Annotated in this window: 15 protein-coding genes and 1 pseudogene; all 16 read left to right on the forward strand. The window is 70.4% G+C overall.

Annotation, left to right across the window (positions count from 1 at the left end; genetic code table 11):
• The first annotated feature begins 57 nt into the window (after positions 1 to 57).
• The gene (locus BWO91_RS05250) at positions 58 to 591 is read left to right on the forward strand and encodes a hypothetical protein (RefSeq protein WP_153303392.1); all 534 of its coding nucleotides are present in this window, start codon (positions 58 to 60) and stop codon (positions 589 to 591) included.
• Positions 592 to 686: 95 nt separating this feature from the next.
• The gene (locus tag BWO91_RS05255) at positions 687 to 5,207 is read left to right on the forward strand and encodes an FtsK/SpoIIIE domain-containing protein (protein ID WP_079001688.1); all 4,521 of its coding nucleotides are present in this window, start codon (positions 687 to 689) and stop codon (positions 5,205 to 5,207) included.
• Between the two features lie 121 nt (positions 5,208 to 5,328).
• The gene (locus BWO91_RS05260; protein WP_056008215.1) at positions 5,329 to 5,625 is read left to right on the forward strand and encodes a WXG100 family type VII secretion target; all 297 of its coding nucleotides are present in this window, start codon (positions 5,329 to 5,331) and stop codon (positions 5,623 to 5,625) included.
• A gap of 119 nt (positions 5,626 to 5,744) precedes the next feature.
• Positions 5,745 to 6,242: pseudogene (locus BWO91_RS05265) on the forward strand (hypothetical protein); the annotation flags it as partial.
• Positions 6,242 to 7,186 (forward strand): hypothetical protein, encoded by a 945-nt coding sequence (locus BWO91_RS05270; protein ID WP_064296719.1) that lies wholly within the window; start codon positions 6,242 to 6,244, stop codon positions 7,184 to 7,186. The pseudogene BWO91_RS05265 and the gene BWO91_RS05270, both read left to right, overlap by 1 nt.
• Positions 7,183 to 8,829, forward strand: a complete 1,647-nt coding sequence (locus BWO91_RS05275; RefSeq protein ID WP_079001692.1) for a hypothetical protein — start codon at positions 7,183 to 7,185, stop codon at positions 8,827 to 8,829. Before BWO91_RS05270 ends, BWO91_RS05275 begins: the two co-directional genes overlap by 4 nt.
• A complete protein-coding gene (locus BWO91_RS05280) occupies positions 8,829 to 9,377 on the forward strand; it encodes a hypothetical protein (RefSeq protein ID WP_079001694.1) in 549 nt (182 codons plus the stop codon). The genes BWO91_RS05275 and BWO91_RS05280 overlap by 1 nt, the downstream gene beginning before the upstream one ends.
• Positions 9,374 to 10,195, forward strand: a complete 822-nt coding sequence (locus tag BWO91_RS05285; protein ID WP_064296716.1) for a PP2C family protein-serine/threonine phosphatase — start codon at positions 9,374 to 9,376, stop codon at positions 10,193 to 10,195. The genes BWO91_RS05280 and BWO91_RS05285 overlap by 4 nt, the downstream gene beginning before the upstream one ends.
• A 10-nt stretch (positions 10,196 to 10,205) precedes the next feature.
• Positions 10,206 to 11,564 carry an FHA domain-containing protein gene (locus BWO91_RS05290; protein WP_153303393.1) on the forward strand — a complete coding sequence of 453 codons (1,359 nt, stop codon included), beginning with the start codon at positions 10,206 to 10,208 and terminating at the stop codon, positions 11,562 to 11,564.
• Position 11,565: 1 nt separating this feature from the next.
• On the forward strand, positions 11,566 to 13,209 hold the full coding sequence (locus tag BWO91_RS05295) for a protein kinase domain-containing protein (RefSeq protein ID WP_079001697.1): 1,644 nt from the start codon (positions 11,566 to 11,568) through the stop codon (positions 13,207 to 13,209).
• 66 nt (positions 13,210 to 13,275) lie between these two features.
• Positions 13,276 to 14,031, forward strand: coding sequence for a hypothetical protein (locus BWO91_RS05300; RefSeq protein WP_231884419.1), 756 nt, complete (start codon positions 13,276 to 13,278; stop codon positions 14,029 to 14,031).
• Between the two features lie 108 nt (positions 14,032 to 14,139).
• Positions 14,140 to 19,398 carry an Ig-like domain-containing protein gene (locus BWO91_RS05305; protein WP_079001699.1) on the forward strand — a complete coding sequence of 1,753 codons (5,259 nt, stop codon included), beginning with the start codon at positions 14,140 to 14,142 and terminating at the stop codon, positions 19,396 to 19,398.
• 36 nt (positions 19,399 to 19,434) lie between these two features.
• A complete protein-coding gene (locus BWO91_RS05310; protein ID WP_079001701.1) occupies positions 19,435 to 20,403 on the forward strand; it encodes an AAA family ATPase in 969 nt (322 codons plus the stop codon).
• Positions 20,400 to 21,779 (forward strand): DUF58 domain-containing protein, encoded by a 1,380-nt coding sequence (locus BWO91_RS05315; RefSeq protein WP_079001703.1) that lies wholly within the window; start codon positions 20,400 to 20,402, stop codon positions 21,777 to 21,779. The genes BWO91_RS05310 and BWO91_RS05315 overlap by 4 nt, the downstream gene beginning before the upstream one ends.
• Complete coding sequence (locus BWO91_RS05320) at positions 21,776 to 24,226, forward strand: transglutaminase-like domain-containing protein (protein ID WP_079001705.1); 2,451 nt, start codon at positions 21,776 to 21,778, stop codon at positions 24,224 to 24,226. Before BWO91_RS05315 ends, BWO91_RS05320 begins: the two co-directional genes overlap by 4 nt.
• A gap of 37 nt (positions 24,227 to 24,263) precedes the next feature.
• On the forward strand, positions 24,264 to 24,905 hold the full coding sequence (locus BWO91_RS05325) for a hypothetical protein (protein ID WP_064296709.1): 642 nt from the start codon (positions 24,264 to 24,266) through the stop codon (positions 24,903 to 24,905).
• Positions 24,906 to 24,957: the final 52 nt, after the last annotated feature.

Genomic DNA, 24,957 nt, shown 5'->3' on the forward strand with positions numbered 1-24,957 from the left:
CTTGCAACCCTGGCTCTCGGCTCACTCGCGGCCTGCACACCGATGGATGACGAGCCGGTGCCCGCTCCGACGGTCGTCTGGGCGTCTGCGGCGCCGCAGGGACCCCTCGAAGCGGACCCGTGGGTCGTGGCCGTCCGCGCCTCCCTGGAGGCGCAGGCGATCGCGATGAATCGCAACGACTTCTCGCTCTCCGAGCTCACCACCACCACCGGGTACGACCTGCGGTCCCGTCTGTACGGTGCCGCTCGCGACCGGGTGACGAACAGCGGCGGCACCGAGATCCTGCCCGGCCCGCTCCCGTTCGCTCCCGTGGAGGTGACGGGCGGACCGGACGAGGAGAACACGTCCGTTCGCGGCTGCGTCGCCGAGCGATGGGCGAGCGAGGCGGGAACCGCACCGGCTGCTCCGGGTGCGCGCGGCATCGAGTACCGGCTCGAGCAGGTGGACGGTGCCAGGATCGTCACGTCGACGGTCAACCTCCCCGAGCTCGACTGCTCGAACGTCGAGCTCGCGGTGGCACTCTTCGATCCGCTGCCGGAGCCCTCGACGGTCGACGATCCCGAACAGATCGTCCGCCCGACCCGCGATTGATCGCGAGCGGTGCCGCGTTCAGTCGCCCGCCCCGCTTCCGTCGCTAGGCTGATCGGGGTCGCGCCGAGCGACCCGCACCTCCAAGGGGATCCTGCATGCGCATCAAGCTGACGTTGACCAGGCCGTCGGGCTCGTCCGCCGACATCGTCGTGACGACGGACGCGGCGGCGAGCATCGCGGAGGTCGCGTCGACCATCGCGCGCGTCGACCCGCAGGGGCCCGACTCCGCGAACGCCGACTTCACGCTGCACGCCCGCCTTCCCGGCTCGACCGAGACCCTCCCGCTCCCGCCGGAGGCCCCGATCGGCGAGGCGTGGGTCGGTTCGGGTGCCGTCATCGAGCTCGCCGACGCGGGCGTCTACTACTCCGCGGCGCGCACCGGTCAGGCGCCGGCCGTCGCGGTGGTGCGGGTCCTCTCCGGCGATGACGCCGGCCGTGAGTTCACCCTGCCGGCCGGCAGCTGGACCATCGGTCGCGAGGCGAGCTGCGACATCGTCCTCGACGATCCGCTCGTCTCGAAGCGGCACGCACGCCTCGAGGTCGGCGGCGAGATCGAACTCGTCGACCTCGGCGCGGCCAACGGCATCGTCGTCGACGGTGGCATCGTGCCTCGACTCAAGGTCATCGAGCCGGAGCGCGTGCTCATCGGCGACACCGAGGTCGAGATCGGGTTCGCCGGGACCGTCGGCCGTGCGGGCGTCGTCCCGAAGGCCGGGCCCGTGTACTTCAACCGGTCGCCGCGGGTCGAACAGCGCTACGCGGGGGAGACCTTCCCCGCCCCCGAGCCGCCGACCGAGCGTGAGAACCAGCCGTTCCCGCTCCTCGGCATGCTGACGCCGATGCTCCTCGGCGGCGCGATGTACTTCTTCACGAAGAACCCGCTGTCGCTCATCTTCATCGCCATGACGCCGCTCATGCTCATCGGCAACTACTTCACCGGTCGCGGGCGCAACAAGCGGAAGCTCAAGCAGCAGATCAAGATCTTCGACGAGCGGCTCGAGTCCCTCGGCAAGCAGCTCGCGGCCGAGCGGGAGATCGAGCACGACGTCCGCATGCGCGAGGCACCGTCCACCTCGGAGGCGCTCAAGCACGCGCTCACGCGTGGGCCACTGCTGTGGACCAGGCGCCCCGAGCACTGGTCCTTCCTGAACCTCCGGCTCGGCGTCGGCACGATGCCGTCGAGGAACGAGGTCTCGGCGAAGGCCCGCGACAGTTTCCTGCCGGAGTTCCAGGAACGGCTCGAGAAGCTCAAAGACCAGTACGCGACCGTCGCCGACGTCCCCATCATCGACAACCTCTACGACGCGGGCGCGCTCGGCATCGCCGGTTCACCGCAGACCGCCGGGGGAGCGGTGAACGGCATCCTCGTGCAGCTCACCGCCCTCCACTCGCCGGCCGAGGTCGTCGTCTCGGCGATCGTCTCGCCCGCGTGGTCGAACGCCCTCTCCTGGGTCAAGTGGCTCCCGCACGCGTCGTCGCCGAACAGCCCGCTCGACGTCGGCCACCTCGCCGACAGCGTGTCGAGCGGCAACCTGCTCCTGGCAGCGATCGAGGAACTCGTCCAGACCCGCCTGCAGGCGGCCAGGGCCGGCGACGCCCGACGCGGAGCCATCTCCGAGAAGCAGGCCGCCCAGGAGCGCGGCGCCGAGATCGGGACCAAGAGCTCCAACGACACCGGCACGAAGTCCCCGATCCCCGCGATCGTCCTGCTCATCTCCGACGACGTCGGCGTCGACCGCGCACGCCTCGTCCAGCTCGCCGAGATCGCGGCGGACGCGGGCGTCTTCCCGATCTGGATCGCCGACGACGTCGTCTCGCTGCCGGCCGCCTGCCGCACCTTCCTGCAGGTCCCGGAGGCCGGCGCCGGCGTCGACGCACCGGCGACGGTCGGCATGGTCCGCCTCGGCTACTCCGTCGACGACGCCCGCCCGGAGTTCGTCGACCCCGTGACGGCCCTCGACTACGCCAGGCGCATGGCGTCCGTGATCGACGCCGGTGCCCTCGTCGAGGACTCGAGCGACCTCCCGCGGTCGGTGTCGATGGTGACGCTGCTCGGGCCGGAGCTCACGACCTCGAGCGACGCCGTGGTCGACCGCTGGCGGCAGAACTCCTCGATCCACGACCGCACGCCCGGGCTCCCGCCGAAGCCCCGCCGGGCGGGCCAGCTGCGCGCGACCGTCGGATCGGGCGGTGTCGACGCCATGCACCTCGACCTCCGATCCCAGGGCCCGCACGCCCTCGTCGGCGGGACGACGGGTGCCGGTAAGAGCGAGTTCCTACAGGCCTGGGTGCTCGGGATGGCGGCCGAGTACAGCCCCGACCGCGTCTCGTTCCTCTTCGTCGACTACAAGGGCGGCTCGGCCTTCGCGGACTGCGTGACGCTCCCGCACTGCGTCGGACTCGTCACCGACCTCAGCCCGCACCTCGTCCGGCGGGCGCTCACGAGCCTCCGCGCCGAGCTGCACTTCCGCGAGCACCTGCTCAACCGGAAGAAGGCCAAGGACCTCCTCGAGCTCGAGAAGCGCGGCGACCCGGATTCGCCGCCCGCCCTCGTCCTCGTCATCGACGAGTTCGCGGCGCTCGTCGGCGAGGTCCCGGAGTTCGTCGACGGCGTCGTCGACATCGCCCAGCGCGGTCGCTCGCTCGGGATCCACCTCATCATGGCGACCCAGCGACCCGCCGGTGTCATCAAGGACAACCTGCGCGCCAACACCAACCTCCGCGTCGCGCTGCGCATGGCCGACGAGTCCGACAGCCAGGACGTGGTCGGCGTCAAGGACGCGGCGCACTTCGACCCGGGCGTGCCTGGGCGTGGCATCGCGAAGACCGGCCCCGGCCGCCTGAGCATCTTCCAGTCGGGCTACGCGGGCGGTTGGACGAGCGACGAGCCCAAGCGCTCCGACATCGAGGTCCGTGAGCTCCGGTTCGGCGGCGAGACGCGTTGGGAGGAGCCCCGCGCGGCCGACGCCGAGGAGGAGCGCGACCTCGGCCCCACCGACCAGCAGCGGCTCGTCGCGAGCATCATCGCCGCAGCCGACCGTGCGTCCATCCCGGCGCCGCGACGACCCTGGCTCGACGAGCTGGCACCCGTCTACGATCTCAGCAAGCTCCGTCAGCGGTCCGACGCCGAACTCCTCATCGGTGTCGCCGACCTCCCGGACTCGCAGGAGCAGCGTCCGGTCTACTTCCGGCCGGACGTCGACGGCCACATCGCCGTGTTCGGCACCGGTGGCTCGGGCAAGAGCACCGTCCTGCGGACCCTCGCGACGGCGGCCGGCATCACGCCGCGTGGCGGTCCGGTCGAGGTGTACGGCCTCGACTTCGGCGCGGGCAGCCTCCGCATGCTCGAGGCCTTGCCGCACGTCGGATCGATCATCCCCGGCGACGACCAGGAGCGCGTCATCCGACTGCTCCGCCGGATCAAGGAGATCGTCGACGAGCGCAGCGTCCGGTACGCCGAGGCGAACGCGTCCTCCATCACCGACTACCGCCGCGTCTCGGGTCGCAACGACGAGCGCCGCATCCTCCTGCTCGTCGACGGCTTCCAGTCCTTCCGGCAGGAGTACGAGACGACGCTCGGCCTGTCCTCCTGGTACACGCTGTTCCAGCAGCTCATCACCGACGGCCGGCAGCTCGGCGTGAACATCGCGTTCTCGGCCGACCGCCCGGGCTCCGTCCCGACGAACATCAGTTCCGGTGTGCAGCGGCGTGTGGTGCTGCGCCTCGCGGACGAGACCGGCTACCAGCTCCTCGGGGTGCCGAAGGACATCCTCGGCCCCGAGTCGCCCGCCGGCCGGGCGATCGTCGACGGACTCGAGGTCCAGGTCGCGATCCTCGGTGGTTCGCCGGTGCTGTCGGACCAGTCGGTCGCGACGGTCCGGCTCGCGGAGGCCATGTCCCGCGCGGGAGCCACGATCACGGCCCCGCCGATCGGCGCACTGCCGAAGGAGATCGAGGCGCGCGAGCTGCCTGAGCGCGTCGGCGACCGCCCCGTACTCGGCATCGGCGACGCCGACCTCGCACCGATCGGCTTCGACCCGACCGGCGCGTTCCTCGTCGGCGGCCCTCCCGGCAGCGGTCGGACGAACGCCGTCGCATCCCTGGTCGGCGCCATGCGACGCTTCGATCCGGCGACGCGCTTCGTCTATTTCGGCTCCAAGCGCTCGGAACTGCTGCGGGAGCTTCGCTTCGACGAGTCGGCCGTCACCCCGGAGACGATCGCCGAGCAGGCGAAGGCGCTGTCCGCGGCGATCGCGGCCGAGACGGTGACCGGCCGGACGGTCGTCGTCATCGAGACGCTGTCGGACTACCTCAACGGCATCGCCGACCCACCGCTGGTGGAGCTCATCAAGGCCATCAAGCGCAGCGACCATCTCGTGATCGCCGAGAACGAGGTGTCGGGATGGTCGTCGTCCTGGCCGCTCATGGGTGAGATCAAGAGCGCCAGGCGGGGCATCCTGCTGCAGCCGGAGCAGATGGAGGGCGATCTCGTCCTCCGGACGACCTTCCCCCGGCTCGCACGCAAGGACTTCCCGCAGGGGCGCGGAATGTACGCGAACCGCGGTGCGCTGTCGCGCGTGCAGCTGCCGATCGCGCCCGAGTTCCGCGTCGCCTGAGCGGCGTCGTCCCCGGATGGGGACTGCATGGGGAGTGCTCCCCATGTGCTCCCGCGAGGCGTTGTGGTTACATGATGAAGGCACCGACGGTGCCGGTGACCACAACGAAGGAGCAAGACTCATGGCCAACATCAACGTCAACTACAGCGAGATCAAGCAGGCCGCCGTCAACCTGACGACGGGTAAGGGCGAGGTCGAGACCACGCTCAACCGCCTCCAGACCCTCATCAACAACCTCGTGTCCTCCGGGTTCCAGACCGACACCGCGTCCGGCACCTTCAACGAGACCTACACGGCCTTCACGCAGAGCGCGACGGTCACGATCCAGCACCTCGACAAGCTGTCGGGCTACCTCAACAACGCTGTGACCACGCTCGAGCAGACCGACGCAGCGCTCGCTGCCGGCGCCGGCCAGTAGTCACCACCGTCGGCTTCGCTCTGCGCGCCCTCCCGACCACGTGTCGGTGAGGGCGCGCGGTTTTTCCGGCGAAGGCGACCCACGGCGACAGCGAGGCAGCATCACCCGACGAGGAGCGAGCAGTGTACGGCGACACCCAACAGATCCGCCTCCGCGCGACGGAGCTCCGAACCCTCGCGACCGAGGTCCGTGGCCGTGCCGGAGACCTCCGCTCGGCGGCCGAGCTCGCGTGGACCTCCACCGCGGCGGAGACCTTCATCGAGCAGCTCGGCACCCGGGCGGTCTCGCTCGAGAACTCGGCGACGCAGCTCGACGACGCCGCTGACAAACTCGACGCGCACGCGACCGCCGTCGAACACGTGAAGCAGCTCATCGAGGACGCCGCGCGCTGGGTGGGCGACCGCTGGAACGACGCGGTGAACCTCGTCTCCGGTGCGGTCGAGACCGTGAAGGACGGTGCCGCGAAGGTGTTCGAGTTCTTCGGCCAGGAGGTTCCGGACTTCCTCGTGCACCAGGCCAAGGACATCGTCGCCTCCACGCCATCGCTGCCGACCCCCGGTGACCGCAGCTGGTTGGACCTTGCAGACCTCTACCGCAGCCGAGGATGGACCCCCTGATGCCCATGACCCGTACCCGCCCGGCTCCGGCCGCGGCGGCCTTCCTGCTGACCGCCGACGAACTCCACGTCCTGGAGCACCGCACCCCGCACATCGTGCTGCCACCCGCCTTCCACAGCGAATGGGGTTCGGAGGTGTCGTCCGCCGACGTCCGTGAGCGCGAGCAGCGAGCCGTCGCGCGGCTCCGGGAGCGGCGACTCCTCGCCCGCGGCGACGACAGCCTCCCGGACGACCTCACCGCCGACGTCGATCCCGATTTCGCCGCCTTCCTGTCGATGCCGCAGTTCGCGACGGCGGCCGTCGACGCCTCCTGCTGGACCCTCGACCGGACCGCGATCCAGTCCGTCTCCGTGATCGGCGCGCACGCCCTGGCGCTGTTGCGGACGCAGCGGGTCGACCACTCGGACGCGTCCGTCGTCGAGCACGGCACGGCCGCGCGCGACGAGGACGCCGTCGAGATCCGCGCCTTCGACACCGCCGGGCTGGCCCAGCAACTCCTGCGGCCCCTCTCCGCGCTCCACGACGTCCCGGATGTGCGGGGTCGTTCGACCGACGTGGTCGTCCTCCCGCTCGCGGACGCCGAGGCGCTCGTCCTCGCGCTCCGCCAGGACCGACCGGACGTCGTCGGCGCGGTCGTCGAACAGCTCCACAGCCCGGAGGCCGCTGTGCTCCTCGGCGGTGTCGCGCGGCGGATCGACGGCGGCTTCCGGCTCGATGCGCTCTCCCGGAGCGGGGAGCCCATGAGACGGTGGACGGACACCTGGCTCCGCGGTGCCGACGGCTGGGTCGCCGTGTCGGTCGACACGCCGGACGTCGAAGCGGCGGGTATGGACCCGACCACCGTCGCCGAGGGGACCCGGGTCTCGATCCGGGCCGTCCGTCGCGCGGACATCGTCGCCGAGGTGTTGGCGATCGCCGCGACCATCCAGGGAGCACGCGCATGAGCGGGATCACGGTCTCCGGCGGTACTGGAGGCGTCGGCGCGAAGCTCGACGACATGCGGCTGCAGGCACGACAGCTGTCCACGCTGTCGACCGAGCTGATCGGGCGCTCGGGAACCGCGGCCGCGAAGGCGGTCGACGGCGACCTCCTCGAGTCGATCATCCTGTCACCGGTCACCGGGGCCGCCGCGGAAGGCGCCATCGTCCTCGCCTCCGGTTCCCTCCTCCTCGTGGCGACCGAGACCGGCGTCTCCGCCGTCTTCCTCGAGGGCGCCGTCGTCGCCTACGAGACCGCCGACCAGCTGATCGCCGCAGCGACGGTCGCCCTCCACAACGGTGTCGCCTTCGTCGTCGGCGTCCTGGCGGTGCCGGTCGGCGTCGTCGTCGCGGCGGGCGCCGCAGTGGTCGGCGGGGCGTGGATGCTCGGCGTCGCCGGTGGCAACGTGGTCCTGGAGGGCGTGGAGTCGCTGGTCGACGGCGCGCAGCAGACCATGGACCAGATCGGCGACAACCCCTGGCTGCTGCTCTCGCCGGCCGGTGTAGCCGGACTCTTCGCGACCAACTCGATCTCGGCGTACTCACCGCAGGACGTGATCGACCGTACGGCCAAGACCTACTCGGAGGCGCTCGAGAACCTCCAGGAACTGGCGGCGCTCGGGAACACCGTGCTCGGCGAGAACGCCTGGCTCGTCGACGTCCTCACGGACGGGGCACCCGGCCTGCTGACCGGTCTCGCGTTCGTCGGCAACGTGATCCCCGGGTTCAACGTGCTGATGACCGCGTTCACCGGGCAGGTCTGGCCACCGCTCACCTACGAGCAGGCGGTGGCGGCGATCGCGGGCGGCGGGAACCGGTTCGGGCTCTTCGAGGACGGCTCCGCCAGCCTGTCGGTCGGACACGATGGAAGCCCCCGGGGGATCCCGGTCCTGCACGGAGACGTCCGCGGCATCGGTGACCTCATGGGAGGGTCCAGCGCCATCGACAGCATCGGCGGCGAGGAGTTCAGCGACATCAGGATCGTCGAGACGGCCGGCCCACCCAAGTCGTTCATCGTCCAGATCCCGAGCACGATGGTCTGGAACCCCGACGCCGGGTCGGCTGCGAACGACTCGACATCCGACGTCGTCGCGATGCAAGGTGAGCAGACCGCGCTGGCGGCGGCGGTCCTCGATGCGATGCGCGCCCAGGGCATCTCGCCGACCGATCCGGTCATGCTCGAGGGCTTCAGTCTCGGGGGCATCACGGCCGGCCTGATCGCTTCCGACCCGTCTGTGCCGTTCAACATCACCCATGTCGTCACAGCGGGTTCGCCCATCGCGCGCTACGACATCCCCGACGACGTCGAGGTGCTGTCGCTCGAGTTCGAGGAGGACCCGGTCGCGCGCCTGGACGGCCGTGAGAACCCGGACAGCGCCAACTGGACGTCTGTCCAGGGTGACGCCCCCCGGCTCGTCGATCCGGAGAGCGGCGAACTGGAACCGCACGAGCCGGGCATCGCGTCGTCGCACAGCTCGCGCCGGTACGAGCAGTTCGCCGACGAGGTCAGCCGCGCCGGTGATCCGAGTGTCGACGCGTTCCTCGATTCTGCGGGAGGATTCTTCAGCGGCGAACAGACCGTTGTGGACTATCACGGAAGGCGGAACTGATGCATCGGATCCTCAGTGTCGTGGTCGTCTCCGTCGTGCTGACCGGCCTGCTCGCCGGTTGTGCGCTGCTGCCCGGCGCCCGGCGGCCCGCGTCGACCGGGGCGCCCGGGCCTTCGTCCGAACAGGCGCGATCGACCGATGAGGCGATCGCGGCCATCGAGGAGGTGACGGGTGTGGCGGCGCGGATCTCGCCGGCCAACGACGGTTCCACGCGCTATCTCGCGGTCAACCTCGAGTTGGATGAGACCTACGATGCCGGTGTCGTCCCCGAGCGGCGTGCGAACCGCGACGCGGCGCTGCTCGACTTCGTCCTCGCCCAGGTCTGGTCGCAGACCGAGGACGCCCCGGAGCGCTTCGTGACGCTCAGGGTCAACGGTGCCGGTCGCGACACGGCGTGGGTGACGGACACCCTGACGACGCTCGGCGTCGCGACGATCCCCTACGGCGGCGACGTCGTCTCCTTGCGTGGTGTCGATCTCGACGACCGATACGGCACCTGGCCCGGCGAAGTCCCAGCGCTTCCGGACGACCTGGCAGGAGAGGGATGACGACGATCGAGACCGCGCGGTCCACGCACACCCTGCGCAGCGAGGGGCGGACCGACACCGGGCTGGTCCGACGCCTGAACGAGGACGCGTTCTACGCCGGCGCGCCCGCCTTCGTCGTCGCGGACGGCATGGGCGGGCACGAACGCGGCGAGGTCGCGAGCCGTGAGGTCGCGGCGGCGCTCGAACGTGGCATCCCGATCGGCATCCCGACGACGACCGAGGCGGTCGTGACCACGATCGTCGCCGCCAACGCGGTCATCCGCGGCATCCCCACGCCGAACGGGGTCATCGGCACGACCGTCGCGGGCCTCGCGCTCGTGGCGCTGTCGCCGCAGACCGACCTCCATTGGATGGTGTTCAACGTGGGGGACTCCCGGGTGTACACCTGGGCCGACGGCGCACTCCGTCGGATCACCGTCGACCACTCGGCCGTGCAGGAACTCGTCGACGCCGGCTCCATCACGGAGGCGGAGGCGCGCGAACACCCCGATCGCAACATCGTGACGAAGGCGATCGGCGTCGAGGCCGGCATCGACCCGGACGTCTGGCTCCTTCCCGTCGTCGGGCGGCAGCGGTTCCTGCTCTGCTCCGACGGGCTCACCGGCGAGCTGTCCGACGAGCGGATCGCCGAGGTCCTGTCGCAGGGCTTCGAGGGAGCGGCAGACCGCCTCGTGGAGCTCGCGCTGGCCGCCGGTGGGCGGGACAACGTGACCGCACTGGTCGTCGACGTCGTGTCGACCTCGCTGATGTCCAGCGGCCCCGGCTACGATGACGCGGGTGGTCTCGGGTATCTTGAAGAGACGATGCCGCGAGGCTAGAGGAGTGGCCGTGTACTCGTACGAAATGGAACCGGCCGAGGTCCGCCGTTGGCTCGCTGTGGCGGGACCCGGCAGGCTGGTGCTGGTCGACGCCCAGGGCGACGACTCCGCCGCTGCAGCATTCGCCGCAGACCTCCCGGGCGACGCGTCGCTGTCGTTGATCGTCGACCGCCTCGCCGCCGGCGGTCTCTCGAACACGCCCGCGTTCGCCGCGGCCGTCTGCGACGGATCGGGAGCGACGGTCATCGTGCGCGGGCTCGCCGCGGCCGTCGTGACGAGCGCCGCCGGGACCGAGACGGTCCTGGGCGCCCGCGCCACCACCTGGGTCGAGGAACACCACGCGGACGCGGTGAGCGTCACGCTCCGGAGCGACCAGCCGAACCCGTCCGGCGTGCGACTCCCGCTCGGGTCGGGAGCCGTCTGGACGACGTCCATCACGGCGACCCTCGACGAGGAGTCCACGGCTTCCGTCGCCGCTCCGACCAGCGACGAGCGCCGGTCGACCGAATCGTCCACCGATGCGCCGACGGCGGCGGAGCAGCTCGCGGCCCCGCCCGTCCCGGCTCCCGCCGAGCCCGCTGCGTCCGCGGCGACCTCGGACGACGCGGACGACGGGACGGACGGCGACGAGGCGACCCCGGTGGCGCACATCGAGCCGGCGCAGTCGCTCCACGTCGTGCCGTCCGTCTCCGACACCCAGTTCTTCCACGACGAGGACGACCCGGACGAGACCCCCTCCACCCCGGAGGAGCCCGTCGACGAGGGCTATGACTTCCTGTTCGGCCAGACCGTGCTCCGACCGGTCGGTGCGGCGGCGGTCGACGAGGCCGGCGACGCGGAACGCGCGGCGGCCGAGGAGTCGGCGCACCAGCAGGCGGCAGCCACCGCGGTCGCCGCGCCGGAACCCGCGGCAGCCGGACCATCGGACCTCGGCGACCACGACGGCCACACGATCCTCGCCGAGGACCTCGCCGCGCTGCGTGCGCGTCGAGCGGCCGAGACCCCGCCTGCCCGGTCGTCCACGCCGTCGGCGACCCCACTCACGTATCTCGAACTCCCCGGCGGCACTCGCCAATCGCTCGCCTCGCCCGTCGTCCTCGGCCGGGCGCCGAGCGTCTCGCAGGTCCCGGCGTCCGTCGTCCCGACACTCGTCACGCTCACTGGCGACGACATCTCGCGGAGCCACGTGCGCGTCGCGGTCGAGGGCGGCACGGTCGTCGTCACCGACCTCCACTCGCGGAACGGCACGCAGGTCGTCCTGCCCGGTCAGGCACCGCAGTCCCTCCGACCAGGGGAGCCGACACCGGTGATCGTCGGGACCGTCATCGACCTCGGCGGCGGCGTCGCGCTGCGCGTCCGAGAGGGCTGACGTGCGCCGTTCACCCTCGCAACCGCCGGCCATCCCCGGGCTGCGGTTCGAACGACAGCTCGGAGCGGGTGGGTTCTCCGACGTCTTCCTGTACGAGCAGCAGTTGCCGAGGCGTCAGGTCGCCGTCAAGGTGCTCCTCGCCGAGCACCTCAGCGAGCAGACCCGTGAGGCCTTCGTCGCCGAGGCGAACCTCATGGCGCAGCTCTCCGCGCACCCCTACATCGTCACGATCTACACGGCGGACGTCGCCCCGGACGGACGACCATACCTCGCGATGGAGTACTGCGCGGGGCCGAGCCTCGCCGAGCAGGCGAAGCTGCGGCGGTTCGCCGTCGCCGATGCGCTGCGCACCGGCGTCCGCCTGGCCAGTGCGGTGGCGACCGCCCACGCGGCCGGCATCCTCCACCGCGACATCAAACCGGCCAACGTGCTCACCAACGCGTACGGCTGGCCGGCGCTGACCGACTTCGGCATCTCACAGGCCGTCGAACTCGAGGTTCCGACGAACGCCGGCCCCGGGCGCCCTGGCGACGTCGGTTCCACCGGTGCCTCGGGCACGCAGACGGTCGGTCTCTCCATCCCCTGGTCGCCGCCCGAGATGTTCGAGGACGAGCCGCATCCGGACGTGCGGTCCGACGTGTTCTCCCTGGCGGCGACGGTCTACACGCTCCTCGCCGGGCGGACGCCGTTCGAGATCCCCGGGCAGTCGAACGGTGCGGCCGACCTCATCAGCCGGATCGAGCGCGGGACCATCACGCCGCTCGGGCGCGACGACGCACCGGCTTCCCTCGTCGCGACGCTGCAGAAGGGCCTCGCGAAGGACCGCGCCAACCGTTTCGAGAGCGCCGTCGACTTCGCGCGGGCGTTGCAGCGCGTCGAGATGGAGCTGGCGTACGCGCCGACACCCATCGACATCCCGAACCTCGTGCAGCCGCAGTCGCAGGCCCCCCGACCGGACACGTCCAGCAGTGCGTCGGACGAGACGCGGGTCCGACAGGTCCCGACGGTCGAGGCCCAGCCACGTCCCGGCGTGCCGAGTGTGCAGCCTCCGGTCGGCGACGAGACGGTGGTCCGCTCGGCGGGACCGCTCGTGCAGCCGATCCAACCGTCGGCGCCGATCACCGTCGGAGCGGCCTCGGCGCCTTCCGAGACGATCCGCCGCGACCGCCTCGAGACCGCCGCCGCAGGTCCGGCGGAGGACCCCGATGCCGGTACGGACGGACGAGGCGGACGTCGCCGACTGACCCGCCTCCTCGTCGTGGGCGGCGTCGCGGTGCTCGCGGTCGGTGGGATCGCGGCCGGGATCATCTGGCAGGGCGCGGCCGCCGACCCGAAGCCGACCGCCGCCGCGACCGGGGCGCCGATCCAACTGAGCGACGTCCCCTCGCCGAAGCCGTTCGGGGTGAACATCAGCGAGGACGGCAGCGTCGTCACGTTCATCTGGGACAACCCGGATCCGCAGGACGGCGACTCGTACATCTACCAGGTGACGAGCAGCGGCAAGAACTCGCCGAAGGTACCGACCTCGACGTACGCGGTCGATCTGAAGCCGAGTGCTCCGGGCGCGCAGTTGTGCATCGAGGTGGTGATCGTCCGGGGCGGCGTCACCTCGCCCGATCCACTCGAGATGTGCTCGCAGCAGTAGCGGGACGGACGCGTCGGACGGACGCACGGGGAGCGACACGATGACAGATATCAGGGGGACTGGGCGATGAGCATGGACGAGGCGACGGACACGACGACGACGAAGACGGCGGTGCGCGTCGAGTTCTGCGGCGAGGAGTACGCCGTGGACGCACGCAAGCCGTTCCTGATCGGGCGCGAGGGCGACCTCGTCGTCGACGAGAACCCCTTCCTGCACCGCACCTTCCTCAGTGTCACCTTCGACGCCGGGCTCTGGTGGCTCACGAACATCGGGAACACCCTCTCCGCGACGGTGACGGACACCACCGGCAACGTGCAGGCGTGGCTCGCGCCCGGCGCGCGGCTCCCGATCGTGTTCCCCGAGCTGCAGGTGCTGTTCAGTGCGGGGACGACGACCTACGACTTCACGATCACCTCGGATCTCGAGTACTTCAGTCCGTCGCAGCTCTCGACGACCACCGCCGGGACCACGACCGTCGGTCCGATCCACCTGACGAGCAGCCAGCGCCTCCTCATCGTCGCCCTGGCCGAGGACGTCCTGCGTCAGGCGTCGCCCGGCCGCGGTGAGATCCCGGCGTCTGCGGCCGCCGCCGCCCGCCTCGGCTGGAGCCAGACCACCTTCAACCGCAAGCTCGACAACGTCTGCGACAAGCTCGACAAGTTCGGGGTGCAGGGGCTGCGCGGCGGACCAGGCAAGCTCGCGACCGGACGTCGCGCACGACTGGTCGAGTACGCCGTCTCGACCAGGCTCGTCGACGCCAGCGACCTGCCGCTCCTCGACCATGCCGACCAGGCGGGCGTCGACGGGGGACGACCAGCCTGAGGTTGACCCCCGCAACCGTTTTCCAGACGGCACTTGTTTGTTAGAGTGACTCCGCGTTTGCAGCGCGGTGCGTGGACCGTGCCTTGACCGAACATCACCTGGGGGATCGTGAGCAACTGGAGCGCCTGGCTGCGCAAGCGCAAGACCGCGGCCTCCATCACGGCACTGTCGGTCCTCGTCGCCGTACCGGTGACCGCTGCACTCATCCACCAGGGCTTCCCCGTCACCGAGGTCGACCTCGAGTCCCGCGACGTCTGGGTCACCAACGGTGAATCCCTGCTCGCCGGGCGCCTCAACGACCAGATCTCCGAACTCGACGGAGCGGTCTCGACGGCCTCCAACAACGCCGACGTGCTGCAGGACGGCGACGACGTCTTCCTCCAGGACAAGGCGCTCTCCTCGCTCGAGCGCATCGACCCGGCGTTCACGAGTCTCATCCAGCGCGTCTCGCTGCCGACCGGCGCGACGGTGCACTACGGCGGCGACCGACTCTCGGTCGTGGCGGGGGAGACCGGCAAGCTCTGGTCCGTCGACGCCGCTGGGGAACTCCGGTTCGACCCCACGGAGACGAAACCGATCGTCTCCATCGGCAAGGCCGGTCAGGCGGTCGTCACCTCGACGGGCACCATCCTCGCGGTGGCACCGGCGAAGGGGATCCTCTACCGCATCCTGCCCGACGGCACGAAGACCGAGTCGAAGCTCCCGAAGCTCGACGAGTACCAGCTCAGTGCGGCCGGTGAGCAGGCGGTCATCCTCGACCTGAAGTCCGGCGACCTCGTGAAGCAGGACGGCTCCATCGTCGAGCTGCCCGGCAAGCCCTTGAAGATCCAGGAGCCGTCGGCCTCCGACGACGCGGCCGTCATCGCGACCGGCGACTCCCTCGTGCGCATCCCGCTCGGTGGCGGCGACCCGGAGGTGCTCGACGCGGACGTCGTCACCGAGGCGACGAGTGCGGCCGAGGTCACGGCCCCGGTCAACCTCGACGGCTGCATGCACGGTGCGTGGGCCTCCTCCAGCCGGTATGCCGCCGAGTGCGCCGACAAGAAGCCGGTCATCGCCGACATCAACCCGGAGACCGTCGGGCAGCAGCTCGTCTTCCGGGTGAACCGCTCGGTGATCGCGCTCAACAACGTCCAGACCGGCAACTCCTGGCTCGTGCAGGCGAACATGCGCCTCGTCGACAACTGGGACGAGGTGACGCCTCCGCAGGAGGAGGACGGCGAGGACGGCGACGAGAAGGCGTCAGAGCAGTCCTTCGAGGACACCCTGGCCGAACGGACCGAGGAGAACCGGCCGCCGATCGCCCGCGACGACGCGTTCGGCGTCCGCCCGGGCCGCGCGACGGTCCTGCCGCTGCTCGACAACGACTCCGACGCGGACGGCGACGTCCTGACCATTCAGAACTTCGGCGACATCGGTCCCGAGACCGGCAAGCTGGAGTACATCGACGGCAAGCGGGCATTGCAGTTCACGCCCGCAGAGGGCTTCGTGGCCGGGACGACGTCGTTCCGGTACTCGGTCAACGATGGACGGCCGGGTGGCGTGGCCGAGGCGAACGTGAGCATCGCCATCAAACCGCCCGAGGTCAACGAGCCGCCCACGTCCCATCGCGAGGCCGCCGTGTCGGTCGAGGCCGGGCAGACGGTCACCTACAACGTGCTCGCCGACTGGCGCGATCCCGACGGTGACGACATCTTCCTCCAGTCGGCCTCGCCGGCGTCCGGCGACCTCGTCCGCTTCACCCCGGACGGCTTCGTGACGTTCACGCACGCCTCGCCCGAGATGGGCCCGCGCGACGTCAAATTCGTCGTGTCCGACGGCGTCACCTCGGCGGAGGGGACGCTCAAGGTCGACGTGCAACCCGCCGGCGCCCTCAGCCCCATCGGTACACCGGACTTCGTCTCGACCTTCGTCGGCGAGTCCGCACAGGTCCTGCCACTCGCGAACGACCAGTCACCGAGCGGTGCGCCCCTCGGTCTCATCGGTGTCGAAGCCCTGCAGGGCGGACTCGTGTCGTCGCCGAGTCTCGAGAAGCAGTCGGTCACCGTCTCGTCGAACGAGCCGGGCACCTACTACCTGAAGTACACGCTCGGTGCCGGCATCGCCTCGAGCATCGGGCTCATCCGCGTCGACGTGCTGGAGAAGCCCACCGACGTGCAGCCACCGGTCGCCGTGAAGGACGAGGGCTACCTGCGACCGAACGAGACGATCACGATCCCGGTCCTCGCGAACGACGAGTCGCCGGGCGGTCAGGTGTTGGCGCTCCAGTCCGTCGACGTGCCGGACGAGTCCGCCTCCCTCTCCGTCGAGGTCCTCGACAGTGCCGTGGTGCGCGTCTCCTCCTCGGCACCGCTCGAGGGACAACTGCAGTTCACCTACACGGTCTCCGACGGGACCTCCTCGGCGACGGCGGCGGTCACCATCGTCCCGGTGCCGCCGCTCCCGAAGCACCAGGCGCCGGTCGCGAGCGACGACGCCGTCGTGGTGCGCGCCGGCGACATCGCGAACGTCGCCGTGCTCGACAACGACTACCACCCCGACGCGGCCGTGATGTTGGTCGACCGCGAGCTGGTCGACGTGCCGACCGCCGGCCTGGCCTTCGTCGACGACGACGAGGTGCGGTTCCAGGCGCCGACCGAGCCCGGCACCTACACCGCCACGTATCGCGTGTACGACACCTTCGGCGAGGCCGACACGGCCACGGTGACCTTCAACGTGGTCGGCGAGGACAAGAAGAACAACCAACCGCCCGTCCCGCAGCTGCTCACCTCCCGGGTGTTCGCCGGTGCGACGGTCCGCGTGGACGTCCCGCTCGACGGTCTGGATCCGAACGGCGACTCGGTGGTCCTCGACGACATCGCCTCCGCGCCCCTCCTCGGTCGCGTCATCGAGCAGGGGAGCACCTGGTTCGTCTACGAGGCGGCCCCGGACTCCTCCGGCACCGACACCTTCCAGTACCGGGTCAAGGACACCTACGGCGCGGTCGCAGTGGGCACGATCAAGATCGGCGTCATCGGGCGTCCCGAGGTCGACGGGCAACCGAACGCGGTCGACGACTACATCGAGGTCCTCCCGGGCAAGGTCGCCTCCGTGCCGGTGCTCTCCAACGACTCCGATCCGAACGGCTACAAGCTCAAGCTCGAACCGAAGCTGCTCTCGGTGGACGACGGCCTCACCGCCGAGGTCAGCAAGAGTCGCGTCGTGATCGAGGTGCCGGACGAGGAGGCCTTCTTCACCGTCCGATACCAGATCACCAACGGCAAGGGCGGGATCGACAGCGCCTACATCCAGGTCAAGGTCACGAAGGACGCGAAGCCCCAGTTCCCCGAGGCCGACGACCACGTCCTCGAGGACGCCGACATCGTCGGGAAGAAGACCGTCGACATCGACGTGCTCGACGGTGCGCAGAACCCCGGGGGGCTCGTGGACGACCTGCAGCCGAGCCTCGAGGGTGCGAACGCCCCGTCCGGCGAGGTGCGCGACGGTGGCACCATCCGGGTCACCCTCACCGACCGACGCCAGGCGATCGCCTATCGGTTGACGGATCCCGTCACCCAGCTGAGCGGCGCGGCGTTCATCATCGTGCCGGCGGCGACCGACGGTGAGCCGCCGCGGATCAAGAGCCCTCTGCCCGAGCAGATCGTCAAGGTCAACGAGACGCGGACCTGGAAGCTCTCGGAGATCACCGAGTCGCCGTCCGGGAAGCCCGTCACCATCGCCTCCGAGGGCAGTGTCGTGAACTTCCGGAGCAACGGCACGTCGAGCTACGTCGACGACGCCACGATCACCTTCACCCCGGCCAAGGACTATCGCGGACCGGCGTCGGTGAGTTTCGAGGCGACCGACGGCCGGGACAGCAAACTGCTCACCCTGCCGATCACGGTGGGTGACCCCGACCTCGAGGACGTCCCGCCGACGTTCACGCCGCCGACGGTGACGATCGAGGCCGGAGAGGCACCCATCACGGTCGACCTGCGGGCGTCGAGCGACCACCCGAACCCGAAGATCCTCGCAGCCCTCACCTACCAGGGCTTCGGCGGGACCACAGCGGGCGTCCAGGGGAACCTGTCGGGCTCGCAGGTGACGATCTCCGCCCCGCAGGGCACGCAGCCCGGCACCTCGGCGACGCTCACCTTCACCGTGAACTACAAGGAGTACTCCGTCCCGGGGTCCGTCAACGTCCGCGTCGTGTCGTCGACGAGGCCGCTCCCGCGTGCCATCGACGACCGCGTGGAAGAGGGCCGCAAGAACAAGGCCGAGTCGATCAACGTGCTCGCCAACGACTACAACCCGTTCCCAGACACGCCGCTCAAGATCCTCGACGCCACGGTCGAGAGCGCCCCGGCGGGTGGAGCGACGGCCACGGTGTCCGGGAGCTCGGTCACCGTCACGCCCGGTTCGTCCAAGAGCGGGACCGTGAGCGTCATCTACACGGTCCAGGACGCGACGAACGACCCCAACCGACGAGTGCAGGGCCGCATCACCGTCATCGTGAAGGACGTCCCCGATCCGCCGTCGCTCAGTCTGAAGAGCGCGAAGAGCGGCAAGATCACCGTCGTCGTCGGCGGTTCGCCCGCGAGCAACGGCGCGCCCATCGAGTACCACGCGGTGAAGTGGAGCGGCGGCGGGGAGAAGCAGTGCGCCCCGGGGAACGACTGCACCTTCGACGTCACGAACGGGCAGAGCTACACCTTCTCCGCCTACGCGCACAATGCCGTCGGCAACAGCGCGGACTCCGAGACGGTCACGGCCACCGCCTACGGCGTCCCGACCGCGCCGCAGAACGTGTCGCTGCGGGCATCCGGAGATGCCCCGGCGACCCTCACCATGCAGTGGGCGAGGCCAGCGGATGACGGTGGACAGGTCACGAGCTACAGCTGGCGGATCATGAGCGGTTCGAGCACCGTGAAGACGGGGACGACGGGGAGCACCAGCGATTCCGTCGGCGGCATCGGCGCGGGCACCTATCAGGTGTACGTGTCCGCGACCGGGCCCGGCGGAACCGGCCCGGAGGGCGGACCGGCGGAGGCCACGGTCAAGGATCCGCCGCCGCCGAAGCCCAGCGGCTCCCTGTTCAAGTCCGGGGGCGCGCATGCCTGTCAGAGTGGCGGCACCGGCTGCTACGACGTCGGTGTGAACTACCAGAACGTGCCCCAGGGCAATTACACCGTGGACATCACCCGCGATGGACGCGCGATCGGCACGTCCATGAACGTGACCGTCGGTGGTAACGGGAGCTTCACGCACCACAACCATCTCGGCGTCATGACCGGCGGCGAGACCATCGCCGCGACGTTCCGGAACAACGCCACCGGTGAGACGTTCACCATCGGCTCGATGTCCGGCTCGGCCTGGAACAACCTCTAGAACCACAACGACCTTCACTTCACGGAGAGCACACCCATGACTGTCACGCAGGAACAGGCCACCTGGTTCGCCGATGCCTTCGGCAAACTCGTCGGCAACGTCGAACAGGCCATCCTCGGCAAGGAGCACGTCATCAAGCTCGTGGTCACGGCCATGCTCTCGGAGGGCCACGTGCTCCTCGAGGACTACCCGGGCACCGGCAAGACCGTGCTCGCCAAGGCCCTCGCGAACACGCTCGACGGCACGAGCTCGCGCATCCAGTTCACGCCCGACCTCCTGCCGTCCGACGTCACCGGTGTGACGATCTACGACCAGGGCAAGGGGATCTTCGAGTTCCACAAGGGACCGATCTTCGCCTCCATCGTGCTCGCGGACGAGATCAACCGCGCCTCGCCGAAGACGCAGTCGGCGCTCCTCGAGGTCATGGAAGAGGGCATCGTCACGATCGACGGCACGAGCTACGAGGCCGGCAAGCCCTTCATGGTCATCGCGACGCAGAACCCGATCGAGCAGGCCGGGACGTACAAGCTGCCCGAGGCGCAGCTCGACCGGTTCCTCATCAAGACGACGCTCGGCTACCCCGACCGCCAGACCTCGGTGAACCTGCTGCTCGACGCCTCCAACCGGGCCCGCGCGACGAAGGTGCAGCCGATCATCGCCTCCAGTGCGGTCATCACCATGGCGCAGCTCGCTACCGAGGTGCACGTCGACGGCAGCATCCTCGAGTACGTCGCCGACGTCGTGGCGGCCACGCGGGACGACCAGGACGTCGCGCTCGGCGTCAGCATGCGTGGTGCCCTCGCGCTCGTGCGCGCCGTCAAGACCTGGGCGATCTCGCAGGGACGGACGTACGTCACCCCTGACGACGTCAACGACCTCGCGCAGGCCGTCCTCGCGCACCGCATCATCATCGACCCCGAGTCCGACTTCGCCGGCGTGACCGCGCAGGACGTCGTCGCCCGGGTCCTCGTCAGCATCGCTCCGCCGGCGTACCGCGCAGCATGAGTGAGACCCTCGAGCAGCGCGCCGCCGCCGCGCCGGACGGATCCGACCCGGTCCGCACGGCGACGGTCGGCGCGCCTGCCGAGACGAGCCCGGACGGCCCCGACGCGCACGACGACGGTGGGCCGGTCCCGGCCCGACGGCCGAACCCGGTCCGCGGCCTCGTCGACGGCGTGGGCGCCGTCGTCGTGCCCTGGGTCAGGGTCGCCTGGACGGCAGCGCAGCCTGTGCTCGCTGTGGTCAGCGGCCTCGGCTGGGTCGTCCTGGCGATCGGCGTCATCGCGACCGTCGCAGGCTTCATCCTGGGGTGGGCGGAACTCGTCTTCCTCGGCTTCGTGCCGTTGGCCGCGTTGCTGGCCTCCGTCGCCTACCTCTTCGGGCGGTCGACCTTCCGCATCTCCATCCATCTGAACCCCAGCCGGGTCACCGTCGGCGAGCGCGCGATCGGGCAGGTCCTCATCGCCAACCCCGGCAACCGCGCCACGACACCCACCCGCCTCGAGGTCCCCGTGGGCTACGGCCTGGCGGAGTTCGCGATCCCGGCCATCCCGAAGGACGGCGAGCACGAGGAGTTGTTCGCCGTACCGACGAACCGGCGAGCCGTGATCCCCGCCGGGCCCGCTGTCTCGGTCCGCGGCGACCAGCTCGGTCTGTTGCGTCGCGAGGTGCGTTGGACGGAGCCGGTCGAGCTCTTCGTGCATCCCGAGACCACGCGCCTCCACCCGACGGCCGCCGGTCTCATCCGCGACCTCGAAGGCCTCGTCACGAAGACCATCACCAACAACGACATCTCCTTCCACGCCCTCCGCGGATACGTCGCCGGCGACGACCGCCGTTACATCCACTGGAAGTCGTCCGCGAAGACCGGCCAGCTCATGGTCCGGCAGTTCGAGGAGACGCGGCGGTCGCAGCTCACCATGGTGATGACGACCGACTCCCGCTACTACGCCGAGGACGAGGACGAGTTCGAGTTGGCGGTGTCGCTCACCGCGTCCATCGCCACCCAGGTGATCCTCGACCAGGTGCCGATCAGCGTCGTGACCGATCGACTCGCGCTCCGGACCCACACGGTCACGTCCTTCCTCGACGACAGCTGCCGGCTGCAGCTCGCCGAGGGCACCTTCGACACCCCGCGCACCTTCGCCCGGGAGACCACGAAGCGCCTGCCGGCACCGAGCGTCGTCATCATCGTCGCCGGTTCGCGACTCGAGGCACAGGAGTACCGGGGGATCCAGCGTCTCTTCGGTCCCGACGTCAACGTGTTCGGCATCCGCGTCGAGCGCGGCGCTCGAGCCAGCATCAAGGACGTCGCCGGGATGAACGTCATGACCGTCGGGGCGCTGAGCGACCTCGCCAAGGTCATGTCGAGGGCCCTGTGAGCGGGGTCGACGAGCGCACGACGGTGCGCCCCGGGCGCGTTCCCGGCTCGGCGGCGGACGTCGACGTCCAGGGCATCGTTCCGACCTTCACCGCGCCCTGGCCGTTGCCCGGCCGTTCCTGGATCGACCTCGCGGTCGTCTTCGTCCTCGCGGCCCTCGGCCTGCTCGGCTTCGGAGCGGCGCTCAGTGGCACCGGGTTCCTCCTCGCGGGCCTCGGAGGCCTCGCGCTCGGCATGGCGGTGGGCGTCGCCTCCCACGCCCTCCGGCTGAACGCCCTCCTGACCGGCCTCTCGACCGTCCTCGTCTTCTACGTCTTCGGCAGTGCCCTGGCGATGCCGTCCGTGGCGACGTTCGCGGTCCTCCCGAACCTGCGGACCCTGGGCGGGATCAGCATCGGCGCGGTGTTCGGGTGGAAGGACTTCGTCACTCTGCAGACCCCGCTGAGCGCGCCCGCGTACATCATGACCCTGCCCTACGTCGCAGGGCTGCTCGTCGGCGTCGTCTCCGCCGTGCTCGCCGTCCGCTGGCTGCCGCGCCGTCCGCAGGTCGCCGTGCGCTGCGCGATCGTGCTCGTCGGCCCGACCGTGCTCTACGCCCTCGGCGTCCTCCTCGGCACGCAGACGCCCTTCCTGGCGGCCGTCCGCGGGATCGCGTTCGCGCTCATCGCCCTCCTCTGGCTCGGCTGGCGGCCGGGTGCCGGTCGTGGCGAGAACGCGGCAGCGTCGACCACCGCCGTCCTCCGTCGCAAGAAGATCATCGGCACGGCGGTCCTCGCCGCGGTCGCGGTCGTCGTCGGCGGCGGTGCGGCCGTCGTCGCCTCGCCTCCCACGGACTCACGGTTCGTCCTCCGCGAGGTCGTCACCCCGCCGTTCGACCCCCTGGAGTACCCGAGCCCGCTCGCCGGGTTCCGCGAGTACACGAAGGACCTCGCCGAGACGAAGCTCTTCACCGCGACCGGCCTCGAGCCGGGGGATCGGATCCGTCTGGCGGCCATGGACAGCTACGACGGCCGTCTGTGGACCGTCTCCGGGCCCTCCACGGCGACCGACGGTTCCGGTGCCTTCGAGCTCGTCGGCGACCACCTCCCCGCACCCCAGCTCATGACACCGGGGAGCGACCGGCGGGTGTCCATCGACGTCACCGGCTACGACGACATCTGGGTGCCCAGCGTCGGGTACCCGAGCGCGCTCACCCTCGACGGCAAGGCGGCGGAGCGATCCGAGGACATCCGCTACAACGCCGAGAGTGGCGCGGCCGTCATCACCTCGGGCATCGGCACGGGCGACGACTACGAGGAGCGGACCACGACGCAGGCGGTCCCGAGCGACACGGCCCTCGCGACGACGCCGACCGCAGCGGTCGAGCTGCCGCCCGTCACGAACATCCCGGACATCGTGGTCGCGAAGGCCTCGGAGTTCGTCGGCGCCGAGACGACCCCCATGGCCCAGCTGCGGCGGATCGAGCAGACGCTCCGCACCACCGGGTTCCTCAGCCACGGGCTCGCCTCGGACAGCTCTCCGTCGCGCGCCGGTCACGGTGCCGACCGGATGTCGGAGCTGTTCACCCGCACACCGATGGTTGGCGACGAGGAGCAGTACGCGTCGGCGTTCGCGCTCATGGCACGCTCGCTCGGCTACCCCGCGCGGGTCGTCATGGGCTTCGCACCCGAGGTGACCGAGGGCCAGGGTTCGGTGCAGGTCGTCGGGGATGACGTGACGGCGTGGGTCGAGGTGCCCTTCGAGGGCTACGGCTGGGTGGCGTTCTCGCCGACCCCGGATGAGACCGAGATCCCGCAGGACCAGGACCCGAAGCCGAAGACCGAGCCGCAGCCGCAGGTGCGTCAGCCGCCGCGCAGCGACAACCTCGACGACAGCCTCCTCACCGAGGCCTCGATCGACGACGGCGACGACAAGGACAAGAACGACGGACTCGTGATCCCGGAATGGGTGTGGTGGCTCGCGCTGATCGTGGGTGTCCCGGTGTCGCTGTATTTCATCCCGCTCCTCGCCATCACCGGCGCGAAGCGTCGGCGGACGAAGCGTCGCCGCGCGGGCGGTGGTGATCGCAGTGCGGCCGGTGCGTGGGACGAGCTGATCGACCGCTACGCCGAGCTCGGGTACACGGTGCCTGCGGCCGCGACGCGGTCGACCACGGCGTCGGTGCTCGGAGCCCAGGAACCGGAGGGCGCGACCACGCTCACCGCGCTCGCGGGGACGACCGACGACGTCGTCTTCTCCGGTCGTGACGTGGACGACACGACGGCCGACGAGCTGTGGCAGCGGTCGGAGGCCGAGGCGTCACGGGCGCAGGGAGCGCTCGGCTGGTTCGCCCGCCAGCGGAGCCGGTTCCGCTACCGAGCGAAACGCGGTCTCGTGAGTCGACTGCAGCCGTCCGGTTCGCTCGCACGGCGAGCAGCACGCGACCAGCGCGCCACCGGAGGTCGCTGAGGTCGATGCGGCTAACGAGGCACTACCCTCGGTGAGTATGGAGCGCTCGCTCGAGACCAGTGTGAGCCAGGCCGTCGACGCCTGGCTCCGGTGGTTGCCGCGCTGGCACCCCGCCGCACACCGTGGACGCACCCGGATCTGCCGCCGGTGCATCGGATCCCCGATCCTCCGCGCAGCAGGCCTCGTCGACGACGTGCCGCACCAGGTGCAGCACGGCCTCGCCACCCGGATGAAGGCCCTCGTCGACCACGCGGTGGCGGAGTACACCGAGCGGAACCTCCCCGTCCTCCGTGCCGAACTGCGTGCTGCCGACCTGCGCGAGGCGCAGCGTTCCTACCGTCCGGGGGAGGGGCTCGACCCGGAGTTCGACGGGCTGCAGCTCGACCCCGATCCGGATCCCGAGCAGCCCTACCTCTTCACCCTCGCGGAGCTCGGCGAGTCCCAGGCGAGGACCGTTCCACCACCCCCGCCGTTGTCCGACGACGCGAAGGAGGCGCTGCGCACCGAGATCGCCCTCGCCGACCAGTGCGCGAACGAGACAGGACGCCGCATCTGCGAACTCCTCGTCGGGCACCGGCTCGCCATCCACGACGCCGTCGAGCGATACGTCGAACCGCAGGTCGCCGCACTCCTCGACGACCTCGCGCTCGAGCTCGATTCCCCCACCTCGCCCTGGTAGTCGTCGGGGCTCACCCGGACGCAGGAGGGGAGATCTCCCCATCGTGCTGTCC

Source organism: Plantibacter flavus, from assembly GCF_002024505.1.
Taxonomy (GTDB): domain Bacteria; phylum Actinomycetota; class Actinomycetes; order Actinomycetales; family Microbacteriaceae; genus Plantibacter; species Plantibacter flavus_A.

Coding starts and splice junctions, on each gene's coding strand:
- BWO91_RS05255 (WP_079001688.1), top strand. CDS start 687: ATGCGCATCAAGCTGACGTTGACCAGGCCGTCGGGCTCGTCCGCCGAC.
- BWO91_RS05260 (WP_056008215.1), top strand. CDS start 5,329: ATGGCCAACATCAACGTCAACTACAGCGAGATCAAGCAGGCCGCCGTC.
- BWO91_RS05270 (WP_064296719.1), top strand. CDS start 6,242: ATGCCCATGACCCGTACCCGCCCGGCTCCGGCCGCGGCGGCCTTCCTG.
- BWO91_RS05275 (WP_079001692.1), top strand. CDS start 7,183: ATGAGCGGGATCACGGTCTCCGGCGGTACTGGAGGCGTCGGCGCGAAG.
- BWO91_RS05280 (WP_079001694.1), top strand. CDS start 8,829: ATGCATCGGATCCTCAGTGTCGTGGTCGTCTCCGTCGTGCTGACCGGC.
- BWO91_RS05285 (WP_064296716.1), top strand. CDS start 9,374: ATGACGACGATCGAGACCGCGCGGTCCACGCACACCCTGCGCAGCGAG.
- BWO91_RS05300 (WP_231884419.1), top strand. CDS start 13,276: ATGAGCATGGACGAGGCGACGGACACGACGACGACGAAGACGGCGGTG.
- BWO91_RS05310 (WP_079001701.1), top strand. CDS start 19,435: ATGACTGTCACGCAGGAACAGGCCACCTGGTTCGCCGATGCCTTCGGC.
- BWO91_RS05315 (WP_079001703.1), top strand. CDS start 20,400: ATGAGTGAGACCCTCGAGCAGCGCGCCGCCGCCGCGCCGGACGGATCC.
- BWO91_RS05325 (WP_064296709.1), top strand. CDS start 24,264: ATGGAGCGCTCGCTCGAGACCAGTGTGAGCCAGGCCGTCGACGCCTGG.